The organism is Psychrobacillus sp. FSL K6-2843, from assembly GCF_038626375.1.
Classification (GTDB): Bacteria; Bacillota; Bacilli; order Bacillales_A; family Planococcaceae; genus Psychrobacillus; species Psychrobacillus faecigallinarum.
On sequence record NZ_CP152021.1, the window covers coordinates 3,604,804 to 3,620,983 of the forward strand.

Annotated in this window: 17 protein-coding genes; 4 read left to right on the top strand and 13 right to left on the bottom strand. The window is 37.4% G+C overall.

Features of this window, described 5'->3' with window-relative positions; all coding sequences use genetic code 11:
- Positions 1-48 precede the first annotated feature (48 nt).
- Together MKY94_RS18285 and acpS are read right to left on the bottom strand one after the other, a co-directional pair.
- On the bottom strand, positions 49-1,068 hold the full coding sequence (locus MKY94_RS18285; RefSeq protein ID WP_144539607.1) for an outer-membrane lipoprotein carrier protein LolA: 1,020 nt from the start codon (positions 1,066-1,068) through the stop codon (positions 49-51).
- 59 nt (positions 1,069-1,127) lie between these two features.
- Positions 1,128-1,481 carry a holo-ACP synthase gene (acpS, locus tag MKY94_RS18290; RefSeq protein ID WP_144539605.1) on the bottom strand — a complete coding sequence of 118 codons (354 nt, stop codon included), beginning with the start codon at positions 1,479-1,481 and terminating at the stop codon, positions 1,128-1,130.
- A 68-nt stretch (positions 1,482-1,549) separates the two neighbouring features.
- On the opposite strand from acpS, the gene MKY94_RS18295 reads away from it, so the two are divergent.
- On the top strand, positions 1,550-2,179 hold the full coding sequence (locus MKY94_RS18295) for a rhomboid family intramembrane serine protease (RefSeq protein ID WP_144539603.1): 630 nt from the start codon (positions 1,550-1,552) through the stop codon (positions 2,177-2,179).
- A gap of 44 nt (positions 2,180-2,223) precedes the next feature.
- Here MKY94_RS18295 and MKY94_RS18300 read toward each other — a convergent pair whose 3' ends face one another.
- From MKY94_RS18300 to MKY94_RS18340, 9 genes are all read right to left on the bottom strand, one after another.
- A complete protein-coding gene (locus MKY94_RS18300; protein WP_191697907.1) occupies positions 2,224-3,723 on the bottom strand; it encodes a PH domain-containing protein in 1,500 nt (499 codons plus the stop codon).
- On the bottom strand, positions 3,716-4,195 hold the full coding sequence (locus MKY94_RS18305) for a PH domain-containing protein (RefSeq protein WP_144539599.1): 480 nt from the start codon (positions 4,193-4,195) through the stop codon (positions 3,716-3,718). Before MKY94_RS18305 ends, MKY94_RS18300 begins: the two co-directional genes overlap by 8 nt.
- Positions 4,196-4,423: 228 nt before the next feature.
- Positions 4,424-5,959: a DEAD/DEAH box helicase gene (locus tag MKY94_RS18310; protein ID WP_144539597.1), complete on the bottom strand. Its 1,536-nt coding sequence runs from the start codon at positions 5,957-5,959 to the stop codon at positions 4,424-4,426.
- 319 nt (positions 5,960-6,278) lie between these two features.
- Positions 6,279-6,989: an alpha/beta fold hydrolase gene (locus MKY94_RS18315; protein WP_342577561.1), complete on the bottom strand. Its 711-nt coding sequence runs from the start codon at positions 6,987-6,989 to the stop codon at positions 6,279-6,281.
- Positions 6,990-7,013: 24 nt separating this feature from the next.
- Positions 7,014-8,381: a UDP-N-acetylmuramoyl-tripeptide--D-alanyl-D-alanine ligase gene (gene murF / locus MKY94_RS18320; protein WP_144539593.1), complete on the bottom strand. Its 1,368-nt coding sequence runs from the start codon at positions 8,379-8,381 to the stop codon at positions 7,014-7,016.
- Between the two features lie 5 nt (positions 8,382-8,386).
- Positions 8,387-9,493: a D-alanine--D-alanine ligase gene (locus MKY94_RS18325; protein WP_144539591.1), complete on the bottom strand. Its 1,107-nt coding sequence runs from the start codon at positions 9,491-9,493 to the stop codon at positions 8,387-8,389.
- Between the two features lie 64 nt (positions 9,494-9,557).
- Positions 9,558-9,872, bottom strand: a complete 315-nt coding sequence (locus MKY94_RS18330; RefSeq protein ID WP_144539589.1) for a multidrug efflux SMR transporter — start codon at positions 9,870-9,872, stop codon at positions 9,558-9,560.
- Positions 9,872-10,201: a quaternary ammonium compound efflux SMR transporter SugE gene (gene sugE, locus MKY94_RS18335; protein WP_144539587.1), complete on the bottom strand. Its 330-nt coding sequence runs from the start codon at positions 10,199-10,201 to the stop codon at positions 9,872-9,874. The genes MKY94_RS18330 and sugE overlap by 1 nt, the downstream gene beginning before the upstream one ends.
- Before the next feature lie 61 nt (positions 10,202-10,262).
- Entirely contained in the window at positions 10,263-11,000 is a 738-nt protein-coding gene (locus MKY94_RS18340) for a hypothetical protein (protein ID WP_144539585.1), read from the bottom strand.
- A gap of 197 nt (positions 11,001-11,197) precedes the next feature.
- Here MKY94_RS18340 and MKY94_RS18345 point away from each other — a divergent pair, with 197 nt between their 5' ends.
- Positions 11,198-12,382 carry an FtsW/RodA/SpoVE family cell cycle protein gene (locus MKY94_RS18345; protein WP_144539583.1) on the top strand — a complete coding sequence of 395 codons (1,185 nt, stop codon included), beginning with the start codon at positions 11,198-11,200 and terminating at the stop codon, positions 12,380-12,382.
- Positions 12,383-12,487: 105 nt separating this feature from the next.
- Here the strand turns inward: MKY94_RS18345 and MKY94_RS18350 are convergent, their stop codons facing one another.
- Positions 12,488-12,625: an Lmo0850 family protein gene (locus MKY94_RS18350; RefSeq protein ID WP_186318209.1), complete on the bottom strand. Its 138-nt coding sequence runs from the start codon at positions 12,623-12,625 to the stop codon at positions 12,488-12,490.
- Between the two features lie 170 nt (positions 12,626-12,795).
- Here MKY94_RS18350 and MKY94_RS18355 point away from each other — a divergent pair, with 170 nt between their 5' ends.
- Together MKY94_RS18355 and MKY94_RS18360 are read left to right on the top strand one after the other, a co-directional pair.
- Positions 12,796-13,209, top strand: a complete 414-nt coding sequence (locus MKY94_RS18355; RefSeq protein ID WP_144539581.1) for a CBS domain-containing protein — start codon at positions 12,796-12,798, stop codon at positions 13,207-13,209.
- 134 nt (positions 13,210-13,343) lie between these two features.
- Complete coding sequence (locus MKY94_RS18360) at positions 13,344-14,507, top strand: MFS transporter (RefSeq protein ID WP_144539579.1); 1,164 nt, start codon at positions 13,344-13,346, stop codon at positions 14,505-14,507.
- 262 nt (positions 14,508-14,769) lie between these two features.
- On the opposite strand, the gene MKY94_RS18365 is transcribed toward MKY94_RS18360, so the two are convergent.
- A complete protein-coding gene (locus MKY94_RS18365; RefSeq protein WP_191697902.1) occupies positions 14,770-16,071 on the bottom strand; it encodes an MFS transporter in 1,302 nt (433 codons plus the stop codon).
- Positions 16,072-16,180 lie beyond the last annotated feature (109 nt).

Sequence of the window (16,180 nt, forward strand, 5' to 3'; positions counted from 1 at the left end):
TCTTTATCATAATTATGCTCCTCGGAAGAAGAGGTCGTCAACTAATAATCATTTTAATTCAGAAACTGTCATAGATGCCGCAACCTCGATCATTTCCTCTTTCGTTAAGCTAGATGAAGCAATGAAGAAGGACATACCATCTTGTTCCCAACTGATGGAATGATCAGTTACTGCTCCAATAGCAACACCTAAATCTACTGGATCTCCAGGTGCAAACACAGGGATAGAGGAAGATACATTTGGATCGCTTAATTCTTGAATCACAGTGAAGCCTTTATCTCCACCAAAAGTTAAAACTACACGTTTTTGGTCTTCTAATTTAATCACTTTTTCCTCTACTAGAGGGGTGTTTTCCCATTTAACTACTGGATAATGTGTTTCGAACTCCTTGCTTTCTAACTCAGCAGACGTTTCAACCTTTTCTCCCTCTTCCATTGCAGCTGGTGTTTGTTCAATTTTATAATCTCCAGCAGCACGAGTCTTACCTAGAGAGACTTTGTTAAACTTAATATGAATCTGCTCTTCTTTGTTCTCATTTAATATAGAAACGTCTGTTGGTAACAACGTCTTTTTATCTATATAGATTTTTTGAGAAGGAAGCATATTTTTGTGATTATTAGTTGTTTTTGCTTCAAATACATATTTGTCTCCTTCTTCTTTAAAAGTAGCAGATTTATCTTTTTTAATATCCTCTGCCAACGAACCAATTAGATAAGCTTGGCTATTTTCTGAAGGCCACTTACTTTGGAATTTATAAGTTTTGTTAAGGGCTGGTGTTACGACGAAAACTCCCTCAGCGTTACGAACGATCATTTGAGTATTTTCTGCGTTAGCATCGGAGACCTTTACACGATAAAACTCAGGTTTAGTATGCCAAACTTCTACATCATAAACTCTTGGTTCTGCACCCGTTAGAATACTCATTTCTGCGGTCAGCTCATATCCTTTTGCGTCACTCCATTTGTTACTTAGTTTTTTCACTACGTCTTCCTTCGATTCAGCTCCACATGCAGATAGTACCAGGATCATTGCAAATAAAACTACCAGTTTAGCCACTAGGCTCTTCAATTTTGTCCACCCTTTCTATTATCACTGCCTTCGTTCATTGTATGTAGGTGGACGACCGGTTATGATTGAAGAATTACTTGTGCGGCAGCATAATCTTTTGTGTGAGTGATTGAAACAAAGCCATTTAGAGGCTTTTCCTTAAAATATAGTACAGGTTTACCATTACTTTCTTTTAAAATTTCTATATCCTGAAAGCTACAACTTTTTCCTATTCCAGTGCCTAAAGCCTTGGAAAATGCTTCTTTTGCTGCAAATCTCCCTGCTACAAATTCTAATTGCCTTGAGGATGATAAAGTCTCCATTATTTCTATTTCTTTTTTCGTTAAAACTCGTGGAATAAATTTAGAGGTTTTTAATAAAATGGACTCTATTTTTTTTATTTCTGTTATATCTAACCCTATACCGATAATCATAATTGTTCTTCCTTTCAAATATGGCCTTTTCAAGATATACTATATAGTAAGAAATCCGAGGTGACAGTATGTTTTCAAGAAGAGAAAGTTTTAAAGAATACATAAAATTATATCCTGTTGTATCTACATTATTGGCTATAAATATTATTATTTTCCTGTTAACTATTATACCGGTTTATGGAATATATTTGCGTTATTTTGGAATGGGTGTCAACCTCCTCATTGCAGAAGGAGAGTATTGGAGACTGATCACTCCAATGTTCCTGCATTCAGGTTTTGCTCACCTACTATTTAATATGTTCTCTTTATATATATTTGGCCCGGAATTAGAGCAGCTTTCAGGAAAGGCAAGATTTTTAACAATTTACTTCCTTTCTGGTTTTATCGGAAATGTGGCCACTTATTTGATTCATGACTGGAACTACGCAAGTCTTGGTGCCAGTGGGGCAATCTATGGAATTTTAGGCGCGTTTGCGGCATTAGTCCATTACACGAAGCACTTGTTACCACAGCTTAGACAAATCATTATTCCAATCATCGTTATCGGTGTCATACTCTCGTTCCTACAGCCGAATGTAGGTGTGACCGCACATATTGGTGGATTAATCACTGGTTTTGTCCTAGGAATGGTTTTCTTTCATCCTAAGCGAATTGGCTCTTGGAAGAAGAAAAAGAAAAATCCGTATACAGTAGTATAGTAAATCATAAAAAATCTCATAAGATGAAATGAAAAGAACAGCCCTTATTCGGACTGTTCTTTTTCTATGATTGTTTTAGATTTTCGTGTTGGTTCATACCAGCTTAATAGTTTTTCCGAATCCACTTTTTCTATGTGGGGAATCACTGTTTCTGCCCCTCCAACTCCAGATTTAATGGTCACCACTATAGATGCAACATCTGATTTCTTTTGAAAATATGTTGTTCGAGCAGTCATAGACTGAATTCGTCTCTTTTCCATCCAAACGGTCACTCTACTAAATAATCGATATTGAGCGACTAACTGTGTTTCCTCTATATAAAAGCCGGCAGTTTTCTTTTGCCAAACTCCTAAGCCAAAACTAGCAGGTATTAATAGAAGAGATAATAATCCATATGGATAAAAGAAGTAAATGACTGCAGCGGCTATAGGTATAATCCACAGCAAGTCTAAGCGATAGAAAAACTTTCTAGATTTGTTTGGAACTCTTTGAAAGCTAGGCTGTAGCTGAAATTCCGGAAAAATCTCTTCTAAAATAGGATTTATTTCTGTTTTTTTTATTAATGGAAGCAGACGAATCGTTTCGTCTTTTTCTGCCATTGATCCTCCCGCGCTATCTACAGTTACCGTGGCATATCCAGTGAGCTGACGAAGGGGATTTTCTACTAATCGTATTCCTTGTATGCGCGTTAAAGGAATGGTGATTTTCTTTTTCTCTAGAAGCCCTCTAGTAATAATAATCTCCTCATCCTCTATTCTAATTGTAAAATCATAATAGTTGATGAAAGTTAGCAAGACAGAAACTGCCCATGCAACGAGTAAAACAGAGAAAACAACTAACGCTACCATGAGTACACCAAATTTAATGAAGATCATAATCTCATTATAAATTCTCTCGTAAGGTATCAATTCAGAGAACTGGGATGCAAATACTGCAAGACCAGAAAAGAATACACCTACTCCACCTGAGGTACTTGCTAGAACCAACAGTTCCTTTGTAGACATACGAAAGATTGGCTTTTTTTCTTCCTTCATGGTTTCTGTAATCTCTATTCCCTCTTCTAGAATTGGAGTATCTTGACTTTTAGCCAGCATTATCTCTTTTTTTATTTGTTCTGCAGCTTCCTTACTAATCGCAGTGAGCTCAGCGTCGGCCTCCTTTGTTGGCCCTCCTCCTGCAGTTTCTACTTTTACCTTAACCAATCCAAAAGGTCTATGGAAAATACCTTCTGTATAGTTGAGGCTTTGAATACGGTCAAAAGGGATATAACGCTTTTTCTTTACAAAAAGTCCATATTCTATTCTGAGTTCTCCATCTTCAAACCAATAGCGGAATCTCTTCCACTTGATAATTCCACTCACTAACATGAATAAAAGTACTATTGCATAAATTCCATATGTGAAAAGTCCAGACCAAAAGTTTGAATCGTCTCCAAAACCATTCACCACCAATAAAACGATTAATGGAAGAATCATTTCCTTTAACACTTTTACAAAATTAATCAAGGCTGAAATCGGATGAAGCTTATACTTTTCTTTAGACATCTTCTTCCGCCACCCTTGCAAGCACTGATATTCTTCCGCGCAATTCATCTGCTTCCTCCGTTATTAACGCGGGGATAGTGTGACTTGTTGCTGCTGTAGAAATTGTGATAGAAGCTAAATCATACTTTCGTAAAATTGGTCCTTGCTCAGTATCTACATGTTGCACCCTAACCATTGGTACCAGTGTTCTCTTTACTACAAACAATCCGTGCTGCAGCTCGATTTCCTGATCCCTTACTTCGTATCTCCATCTACTCCATCTTACCTTTGGAAATAAGTAAATTAATAAATATCCGACAAGCAATACTACTGCTCCTGCCACTATGTATAACCATATATAATTTCCGGTAAAGTAGTTGATAACTCCTGTCCCTATCCCTAATAACAAAACAATTAGGGTCTGGATTATGCCATAAATTCTCCAAACTCTTAAACCTTTTACGGAAATTCGGTTAATCGGTTCTCTTCTCATTCTTATGCACCTCTTCTCTTGTCATTGTATACGAAAGTGAAAGGGAAATGTTTCATTTTATCATACATTGAGTTCATAATTTTTCTTTATTTATAAATACAAGATAAAGCATTAATGAATTCTGCTTTTATCAAATGACGCGTTTCGTGGTATTAGGCCGTTGCAATACTGCTTATGTATAAAAAAGGTGAATCCAATAAATTGGATTCACCTTTATATTTTTTAGAATTAGCCTTCGTTACGTGGTGAACGAGTTCTTGTGCTACGTTGAGTAGAACCGTCACGTGGTCCGCTGCTACGACGGCCGCTTGGACGTGAACTGCCACCGGTACGAGAAGATCCGCGATCACTTCCACGACTTGATGAACTACGTCCTCCGCCGCTACGGTTACCTTTGTATCCGCCGCCACCGCTGCGTCCGCCACCACTGCGCTCTCTACGAGCAGGTAATGGGCGTTCTTCAGAAAGTGAGATTGGTGTATCGTCTGGCTCTTTTGTCATTGATTTAATTGCTGCTGCAACTACATCAATAGCTTCGTGCTTTTCAAGCATTTCTGCTGCAAGTGTACGATAGTCACCTAAGTCATTTTTGTTAATAATTTCAGTAAGAGCTTCAATTGCTACACGTTGCTGTCCAACTAATGCTTCATCTGAGCTTGGTGGACGAAGAGCTGTCATACGTTTTTTCGTAGTGTCTTCTACAATGCGCAGGTAGCCCATTTCTCTTGGAGTAACAAATGTTACCGCAATCCCACTTTTACCAGCTCGTCCTGTACGACCGATACGGTGAACATAGCTTTCTGGATCTTGTGGAATATCAAAGTTATAAACGTGAGTAACACCTGAGATATCTAATCCACGAGCAGCCACATCTGTTGCAACAAGAATGTCAATTTTGTTTGATTTGAACTGCTTCAAGACAGACATACGCTTCGCTTGGCTTAAATCTCCGTGAATTCCTTCAGCTAAGTAGCCACGAATACTTAAGGCATTTGCAAGCTCGTCTACACGACGTTTAGTGCGTCCAAAAATAATTGCAAGCTCTGGTTGGTGAACGTTCAAGATTCTTGAAAGGAAATCAAATTTTTCACGCTCTGTAGCTTTTACATAGAACTGCTCAATATTTTCAACAGTCATTTCTTTTGATTTAATCTTTACTTCAACTGGATCTTTCATGAATTTATCAGCAATTTTACGAATTGGTCCCGGCATAGTTGCTGAGAACAATAAAGTTTGACGATTGTCTGGAACACTTTCTAAAATTGTATTGATATCATCAATGAAGCCCATGTTTAACATTTCATCAGCTTCGTCCAAGATTAATGTTTCTACTTGATCAAGCTTTAAAGTACGACGGTTAATATGGTCAAGGATACGACCAGGTGTACCAACGATTACTTGTGGCTTGTTTTTAAGTGCACGGATTTGACGGCCAATTTCTTGTCCTCCGTATACAGAAAGTAAACGAACTTTTTTATCATAGCCCAATTTATATAGCTCTTCAGAAACTTGAATTGCAAGTTCACGTGTTGGAGCAATGATTAAAGATTGGATATTAGGGTTTTTAGGGTCAATTTTTTCAATCATCGGAATACCGAAAGCGGCAGTTTTACCAGTACCTGTTTGTGCTTGGCCAATAATATCGCGGCCTTCCATAGCATGAGTAATAGTACCTTCTTGGATTGGTGTAGCTTCTTCAAATCCCATTCGTTGTACGGATTTTAGTGTAGAAGCGCTAATATTTAATTCTGAAAAATTTGTCAAAATTTTAATCTCCTTTTTGTTCTGTTTTGACAAATGGTTACATTTTCAGATGAAATTGGCAAATTCGAGCCTATACGAGGAACGTTTCCGTTACTTAAAATTCTCTGTGGTTTTAGATCAGAGGGGTCTTATATAAAGGGAAAGCCCGGTCTTTTGCCGAGCGGTTCGTTAATTCTTGCGTAAACAAACCGTTATGTTCAAAAAAAAGTACTCTTCAATAAACGCTGAAGAGTCTTCACACAAAATGTATCCATTGTTCTAAACGTAGTATAGCATGCAATTTTGCTAGTTGCAATGAATTCGAATTTATATCCAGTAGTTAACAAATCTTTTCCTGCACTTCTTCCCTTAAAAATGCAAGAGCTTTTGGAAACCAATTCTGACAATCATCGCTATAGCAAATATGATGCTTTCCGCTATCCGAAAAGATTAGCTGCTTGTTTGTAGATTTAATGTGGTCAAATAAGAAGGGCGCTGCCGTATAAGGAACTATACCATCCTTTTTCCCTTGGACTAGACATACAGGGATAGTAATTTGCTCATAATAGGGTTCTACCATCTTAACCAGGCGTACAAATTCTAAAGCTGCTGGAATAGGGGTTGCACGTAGCTTTTTACTATAGATTTGGAAAAGTGTATTTTCTTCAGACTTACCTTCCACTATTTTTTTTGCTACGTCCCCTATATCATGTAACAGCTGTGCTGGATTTATGTATTTTGCGGCAGCACTTAATAAAACCATTTTATCAATTTTATAGCGCAGAGCTAAATAAATGGCAATAATTCCGCCCATAGAAAAGCCAACTACATACACACGATCTACTTCCTTTTGAAGCATACGCAGTGCCTGTTCGGCAGCCATCATCCACGATTCGGCGGTTAAGCTTTTTAATTCTAAAATTTCTCCATGACCAGGAAGAGTAGGAACTACAATTTGCCAGTCTGTATTTGCTTCCAAGTAGTCCACGAAAGGCTGCACCTCGTATGGACCTCCAGTAAAACCATGTATGCAAAGTATTCCTGTTTTCATGTAAGACCTACTCTCCTATAGCTACTATTTTTGAAAGGGTTCAATAACCTTTTCTAATCTCATTCCCCTTGAACCCTTCACTAAAACAATAGAATCCTTCTTAATGTTTGAATTTAAAAAAGATATAAGCGATTCATAATCATCTTCCACCCATTTTAGCTGTTGTTCACTGAATTTATCTGCCAGCTGGTCATATAACCATTTCATACGTGGACCAAATAAACAAATACCAGAGAATACCTCATTGGAAATCGAATGACTAATTTCTTCATGGAATGATTTTTCATTTGGACCAAGCTCTAGCATATCCCCTAGCACTAACCACTTATCTGGTTTAATAGTCGATTTTTCTAGAAAGTGAATGGCAGCTTTCATAGAAGTTGGCGCCGCATTATAGGCATCGTTTATAAAGATACTGCCATTCTTTGCTTCGATGACCTGCATTCGCATATCTGTTAGTACGATTTGCTTTAATGCCTCACGCATTTGCTGGGCAGACAGTCCAATTTCCTTCCCAATCAGTATAGCTGCCAAGGTGTTTTTCACCTGATGCTCCCCAAGAACAGGTATAGTCATTTCTTCGTTTAGCTCACCACTTACCATAAAACTACTTCCCTGTTCTGTAAAAGTCACCTGTTCAATACGTAAATCATTTAACTCATCAGTGCCAAAGGATTTAGTGTTTAGCTCGGGAACATTTGATATGAATGGTTTCAAAAGCGGTTCATCACCATCATAAACAAGTAGTCCGTCCTTGGCTAAACCAGAAATAATTTCAAATTTTGCTTTTGCAATACCTTCACGAGAACCTAGATCTTGCATATGTGCCTCTCCGATGTTAGTTATAACTGCGTATGTCGGTTTTGCCATATTAGAAAGGAACTCTATTTCTCCGAAAGAGCTCATACCCATCTCAAGTACTGCATACTCGGTATCTTCCTCTAAAGAAAGAATAGTAAGAGGAAGACCTAGCTCATTGTTAAAATTTCCTTCTGTTTTCTTCACTCGGAAGTAAGGGGTAAGCATACCTGCTAGCAAGTCCTTTGTGGAAGTTTTACCGTTAGAGCCCGTGATTCCTATAAATACCGTAGAAAGCTCAGACCGATAAGCTCGAGCCATCTGCTGAAGTGCCTCTTCACTACTTTCTACAAAGAGTAAGGGAACATCCTTCGGAGGATTCGGCTCATCCTTTAACCAAAATGCTGCAGCTGCTCCATTTTCAAATGCAGCCTCTACAAATTTATGACCATTCACATTCTCACCACGAAAGGGAATAAATAAATCTCCTGGTCTTAATGTGCGTGTATTAATAGATACCCCTGTAACTACAGGGTTACTAGTTGGCTGTTCTAATCCTAACCACTTTGCAATTTGTGCTAATGTCTTTTTCAACTTAGTCACTCTCCGTCCTTTGAATGCTCAAGCTGCTGTTTTTCCTCATAGCGTTCGATAGCTAGTGATATTAACTCCTCGATTAGGTCTGAGTATGATAAGCCAGAAGCCATCCAAAGCTTTGGATACATGCTAATTGGTGTGAAGCCAGGCATCGTGTTCACTTCATTGATTAATACCTCTTCTGTATCCGTAACAAAGAAATCTGCGCGAACCAATCCAGAGCAGTCTAACACTTTGAATGCACGAATTGCAGCATCCTCTAATGATTTTTGCAATCTATCCGATACTTTTGCTGGAATAGCATAGTTTGTAGTGCCATCTATATATTTTGCAGAGTAATCATAGAAGTCTTTCGTTGGTAATACTTCTCCAGCAACCGAACATCTTGGCGTGTCATTTCCTAAAACACTCATTTCTATTTCACGAGCTACAATACCTTGTTCTACTAGGATTTTACGATCATATTTAAAAGCAAGGTCGATTGCCTTTATTAGTTCCTCACGATTATTTGCTTTCGTTATCCCAACACTAGAGCCTAGATTAGCTGGCTTGACAAATAATGGCCACTTCAAGCTGCTCTCAATCTTTTCAAGTAATAACGCTTGATTGTTTTTCCACTCTTTACGGATGAAATGTACAAAAGGAACCTGCTTTAAACCTGCTTGTGCAAAAAGTTGCTTCATAACTACTTTATCCATTCCAGCAGCTGAAGCTAATACTCCATTTCCCACATATGGCAAGTTCAATACTTCTAGTAATCCCTGAACGGTACCATCCTCTCCATTTGGGCCGTGAAGCAACGGGAATATCACATCTAATCCTTCATTACCAGTCGATGCATCAAGCTCTTGTGCAGAGTTCTCCGCCGGCAGGAAGCTAGTTATGTCATTCGCTTTCCCTGTATCATCCCCAAATTGAAGTGTTTCTACTGTTTCCACAGGACCTAATAGCTTTTGACCCTTTCTCCATTCTCCTTCCTTTGAGATAAAGACGGGGTATACTTCATATTTATCAAAATCAATTGCTTGAGAAACTGCTCTTGCTGTTAATAAAGAAACCTCATGTTCTGCAGATTTCCCACCATATAATAATCCTAATTTCAATTTCATCACTTGTTACCTCCACGTTTTGGATATTTCTATTTTATCACTTCTAATATTAATACATGAACCATTAGCCAAAAAGTTTAAGACCTACGACTCCAAATATAATACAGCTTAAAAAGAATAATTTCAGACGGCTCTTCTTTTCGTTAAAGAAGTACATACCGACTAACACACTTCCTGCTGCTCCTATTCCAGTCCACACTGCATATCCTGTACCCACAGAAATATCCCTTAAAGCCAACGATAGTAAAAAGAAACTTAAAGAAGCAGAAATAATGGTAAGGGCTGTAAATTTTTTGTTTGTAAAGCCATTGGAGAGCTTCATGCAAATAACAAAGGCCACCTCAAATAATCCCGCAGCAATTAGTGTAATCCATTCCATTATTCCACCTCCTCGGTATCACTTAGCTTCAGACCTATAATGCCGAAGAGTAATATACATAAAAACACAATTTTCCCTATACTAACTGGTTCATTAAACCAAAGAATTCCGACAATCGCCGTGCCGGCAGCTCCTATTCCGGTAAATATAGCATATGCAGTTCCTATTGGAATCGTCTTCATCGCCCTCGCGAATAAAAAAAAGCTTATTATAAGAAATAATATTGTGATGATGGACGGGACTAGCTCTGTGAAGCCATGCGCTTCCTTTAAACCGATCGCCCATATGATTTCAGTTAATCCTGCAATTACTAGTAGAATCCAAGCCAATCTCAATCACCTCATATACATAATAAACGCTTTTGCAACGAAATGTAGCAAAAGCGTTCCCTTATACTTCTATTATGAAATCATATGGTCTTTTTATATGGTGCTTAATATCCTCTAGCACCTCATCCGGGAAAATATTTTCCGGTAAGCAACGTATCTCAATCCCATAATTTGTTTTATCACTTCGGAATAAAGACATAATTACTCCGTCCTCATAAAAGTCTGTATACCTCTCCACTGTGGTAGAGGAAAGCTCTGGCAATATAACGTTATTCTTTTTTCTCCAAAATGCAGTAGATTTTGTTTTATCTTTAATCTGTTGGTTAAACCAGTCAGCAATTAAATAATAAAAATCTTCATGATCTCTAAAATATATTTTAGTAATATGCTGATCCTCATCAGTCATATAAACAAATCGATTTTGAAGATGATGATAGAATGGTGAGCGAAAAGCTTCCTTCTTGTGAGCTATATATAAAAGTTCAGCTTGTTCCTGTGGCGTTAGCATATTTAATTTTCGTTCATCCGAGAAATCTAATAAGCACAGCGAAAAGGACTTTTCAGCCATTTCCTTTAAAAAGTGTGCATATTGATTTTTTCCTATGAACTCCATTTGCGTATGCATATTAAAAGAAGAATCTTCATATCGATGCTTTAACAATAATAGGAAGGGCAAATCAGTAAACTTCAAAAATTGTTGAACTGAAATCCCACTAAATAATGCAAAATGCTCTATCTCATTTGTATGAACATATAGATGAGCTAAATAATCATCTATATCTCTCTCTTTTTTAGCCACTGAATTCACTCCTCATATAAGATATATATTAGCATAATTTCATTTAAACGAAACAACTGTTTTTGTAATATCGTCTATATTACTCACAAGCAAAAAGCGAGTATTTAGGCTATAATAGAAAAAGTGTGTTTCCCTCGATTTAAGAGAGGGAAAATGTAACAAAAATTTGTAATTAGAAAGAAATCTAGGTGATTTTTATGGAAAATAAAAAAGGCTTCGCTGATCGCTTCGATTGGACATTAGCTTTTATAATATTATTATTTTTAATTGTTAGCTTGTTAGCTATTTCTTCAGCTCAGACTACAGGTCAATATGCAAGCTATAACTTTGTATCGAAGCAGCTTTTTTGGTATTTAGTTGGTTGCGTTATTATTGGATTAGTTATGTTTTTTGAGCCTGAGCAATATAAAAAGATGGCTTGGTATATATTCGGAATAGGAGTTTTCCTATTAGCCCTTCTCGCTATACTTCCAGACAGCTTGTCATTAGTAGAACCGCGGAATGGAGCAAAAAGCTGGTTTCATTTACCGATAGGAGACATTCAGCCAGCCGAATTTATGAAGACCTTTTATATTTTAGGATTAGCTCGCCTTATAACCTATCATCATGAACAGTATGCGATGAAAACAATTAAAACAGACTTTATTCTGTTAGGAAAAATAGGAATAACCTTAATAATACCTTTAGCTTTTATCATGCTTCAGCCCGATTTAGGTACATCCTTAGTTTTCTTAGCCATTACCGCTGCGTTAATCGTCGTAGCAGGAATCTCATGGAAAATTATTTTACCTTTATTTTTAGGTGGAGCTAGCATTGGCGGATTTTTGTTGTGGATGGCCTTGTATGCGCAGGATTTCCTTGCCAAGCATTTCAACTTCGAACCTTACCAATTTGCTCGTATCTATTCCTGGATAGATCCATATTCATATGCTTCTAATGAAGGAATGCATCTAATAAGCGCATTGAATGCTATTGGATCAGGAGAAGTTTTCGGTAAAGGATATGGTGGTCGGGTAGTATATGTACCTGAAAATCATACAGACTTTATCTTTGCCGTTATCGGAGAAGAATATGGCTTTGTCGGTGCCAGTGTCGTAATCAGTCTTTACTTTTTACTTATCTATCATCTAACGAAAATTACTTTACAGCTTAAGGATATGTACAGCACGTATGTGTGTGCAGGAATTATTGCGATGATTACTTTCCATGTGTTCGAGAATATCGGCATGACAATTCAACTGCTACCTATAACTGGGATACCTTTACCATTTATAAGCTATGGTGGTAGTTCGCTTATGGGTAATATGCTCGCCATTGGTTTAGTATTTAGTATGAAGTTCCATCATAAAACTTATATGTTCGCTAAAAACGAGGATGAATAAATTACAGAGGAGGCTCGCTGCATACTGCGGTGTTAGCCTCCTCTTTCCACATAAAAAAAGAGACTTGAGCGTTCGTTTTAAACGAATTTACAAGTCTCTCTTTTTTTAGGAGTGCACATGTGGACTTTGTGCTGGTGGTGATAAAGCCTTAAGCATTTCAAGTCTAGATTTTGTCATTGTAACAGTCACACCAAGTTTCGATAGATTACTTACAATTTTCTTTAAATCAACTTCCTTAGCCAATCCACCTCAGTCCCTTCCAATTATTATTACGAATTTATATTTAAAAAGTTTCTTTTATTTTTATTTATTCTTACCTTATCATACCACTTTTTACATAGTCTAAACCTTTCATTTTTATTACATATTTTACGCAATTGTAAACCATCATAACCTTTAAAGGAGTGATATCGATGATTGTACAAGATGTAATGAGCAAGCAAGTGGTTACGTGTAGTCCCCAAGATTACGTGAACGAAGTTGCCGAGCAAATGCGTTCATTGGATATCGGTTGTTTACCTGTAGTAAGCAAAAACAAACTCGTTGGGATGATAACTGACCGCGATATTGTAACCCGAGCTGTTGCTAAAGACGTTAAATGTAAAGTGGAAGAAGTCATGACTAAATCAGTCATTTCTGTTTCACCACAGGATACTACAGTAGATGCTTCTAATGTGATGGGTGAAAATCAGGTTCGTCGACTCCCCGTTGTGGAGGATGGGACTTTAGTAGGCTTTGTATCCCTTGCAGATTTAGCCTTTCCTTTTCCTCATATTCAAGAAGTTTCCGAAGCTATACAAAGTATATCCGAACCAAGAAGTTATTAAACAGGTGGAGCTATCCTTGTAAAAATAGGGTAGCTTTTTTGATAATACCTCATTTTCTCTGCACCATTTCGAGATGAAAAATCCTGAAGAAAGATGTAATATAAAGGATATGGTTTGAGAAAGCAGGTTTTACAATGAAAAAATCTCTCTTTATATTAATGTCAGTCCAATTTTTGGTCTATCTTGGTTTCGGGCTTATTATCCCCGTATTACCTGAGGTTATACTCCAAGAAAACTACAACGAGGTGCATGTAGGAGGATTACTGACAGTCTACGCTTTGGCGTCCTTTTTCACAGCTCCTTTATGGGGAATGCTATCTGACCGAATTGGACGTAAAATGCTCATTTTAATAGGTTTAGTTGGTTTTAGTTTAAGCTTTTGGTTATTTTCCTTATTTTTTGATTCATTGTTCATGCTCTACCTCTCTCGTGTAGTAGGTGGATTATTTTCAGGGGCGCTTTATACAGCAGTAACTGGTTTTATAGCAGATTTATCGGATGAAGAAAATCGTAATAAGTATATGGGATTCATGGGGATGTCTATTGGATTAGGGTTTATCTTTGGACCAGCAATTGGAGGAGTTTTAGGACATATAAGCTTAGAAACTCCGTTTATCGTCTCCGCTATTCTATTGTTAGTTATTTTTGTTTATGCTTTGATAATTTTAAAAGAACCTACACGTACTGGTGAAGCTAACAAACGCGCGTTACTTCCTAAGGGAGCTTTAAGTTTGTGGTCCTATCGCATTAAATACTTATTCCTATTCTCCTTCATGGTTACTTTCCTGCTAGCAGGTTTAGAGGCAACCTTTCAGTTATTTCAAATTGAAAGAGTCTCTATAACACCTTTACAAATTGGCTATCTATTCATGTTCAGTGGATTTGTCGATGCTGCAATTCAAGGAGGAGTCGTTCGACGGATCAAGAATGGAACGGAAACAACCTGGTTGATATATGCACAAATCGTTACGGCTATCGGATTAATCATGACAGTGTTTACAACTAATATTTTTTGGGCAGGGTTTTCCCTTTGCGTATTCACCGCAGGTAACGCCCTTGCAAGAACTACTATTGTATCACTCACCTCTAAGGAATCTGGTGGTCGATATGGAACAGCAGCTGGCATGACTTACTCAATGGATAACTTGGGACGCATAATCGGCCCGCTTTTATTCGCATGGTTATTCACTAAACAGCCGGATAATATTTATGTTTTATCTGGTATTCTTGCGATTCTAGCAATTGGTTTAATTTTTGGTTATCGCAAATCAACTAAAACATTAAAAAGAACAGCATAAGAAAATGCCAAGGAGTTATTTCCCTTGGCATTTTCATTTTAAAAGAAGCTGATTCTATTTATGTGAGAAAACACTACTAATGAAGAGCAAATAATGATTTCCGGCGAGCGATAAGCCATCATCTAAACTTGTGCCCAATTAATAATGGCTTATCTGCCTCAATCATCTCACGGGAATCGCCGCCTGCCGTTCCAATCAACAGAATAACAAATATTCGTGTTTCCCAGCTTCGCACTTTTCCCAAATCTCGGCTGGCAATTTCTTATTCTGGCTGAGGTTCTGGAGAAGCGTCTTCTCTACCTTTCGAAAGCTCAGGATGTGCCAATTTAATGACGGATGGTCTTGCAAGCACTAATACAATCACTATTAGGAGGATGCTTGACACGATTAAGATAAGCTCTGCCGCCAGCACATCATACAGGAACCCAAAGATAACCATCCCAAGCGGCATTAACGCCATGGATCCTGTTTCTAAAATAGAAAATACTCTACCTTTGTAATCATCATCAATCGTTTTTTGCATCATGACCATTATTGGCGTATTGGTGACAATCATAGAAACCCCGAAAGCAAATAGAACTATGATGTAAAATAGAGTGGTCACAAAATATGACATATTAACCAATAGTGGCGTAGCAATGGCCCCTAATAAAATTCCAGTTGCAACTATACTCCACTTCGATACAAGAAATGGATATTTTAACTCCTTTGTGCTGGAGAAGTAAATAGACATTAGCAGCATTCCAATGGCAAAGGCCATTTCTGTATAACCAAAATGGACAGGGTCAAGCTTTAATTTTTCGATTAGAATAAACGAATATCCCACTTGAAATGCTCCAAACAAAAAGTTAACGATCAATGAGATGAAAATCATAATTTTTAATATAGGCTGCTTCATAAGATAAGAAAATCCTTCTTTGATGCTTTGTAACATGGATTCCTTTGGTGCCCCTTCTACTACTTCTTTTCTTGTAGCAAATAATTTAAAGTTCATCGTGGATTCTAAAATCACAGCTATAATAGACGCAGCTAAATAAATTTGTAGAAAAACCGGCATAGACACTGTACCGTATAATATACCTCCTACCGCTGGACTTCCGATTGCTGCAAAGGAAATCGACATTTGGTTTAGAGACATTGCTTTTTGAATTCTTGATTCATCTACTAACCCTGTCATAGAAGAACTAAATGTTACTCCAGAAAACGTGGATGTTATGGATAAAATAACCGTTGTCGTGTAAATTGCAAACAATGATAACTCAGTTGTTAAACTGACGATTAATAATCCACCTATTGCAAGTGATGCAGCGATTTGAGCACCAATTATAATGGCCTTTCTAGAATATTTATCGGCTGCATAGCCTGCAAATGGAGCCAACAGAGTTCTTGGTAAAATACTACAGATTAGATTGGCTGCAAAGCTAGTTGCAGATCCGGTTAACTGCAGAATGTAAAAACTGATAGCAAATGCATATACTTGTGCACCAAAAGTCGATAGGAGCTTGCTAATGGTAAATGTCCACAAATGATACGTCGCTTTTTTTAACTTTAATACCTCTTCCATAACTATTTCCCCTTTGTTTAGCCTTTTCAATTTCACCCTAAATAGTTCTGAAAAAACTAAAAGTTTAATTTTATTAAACAAATAATATCATATTCATTCTTCCATTACA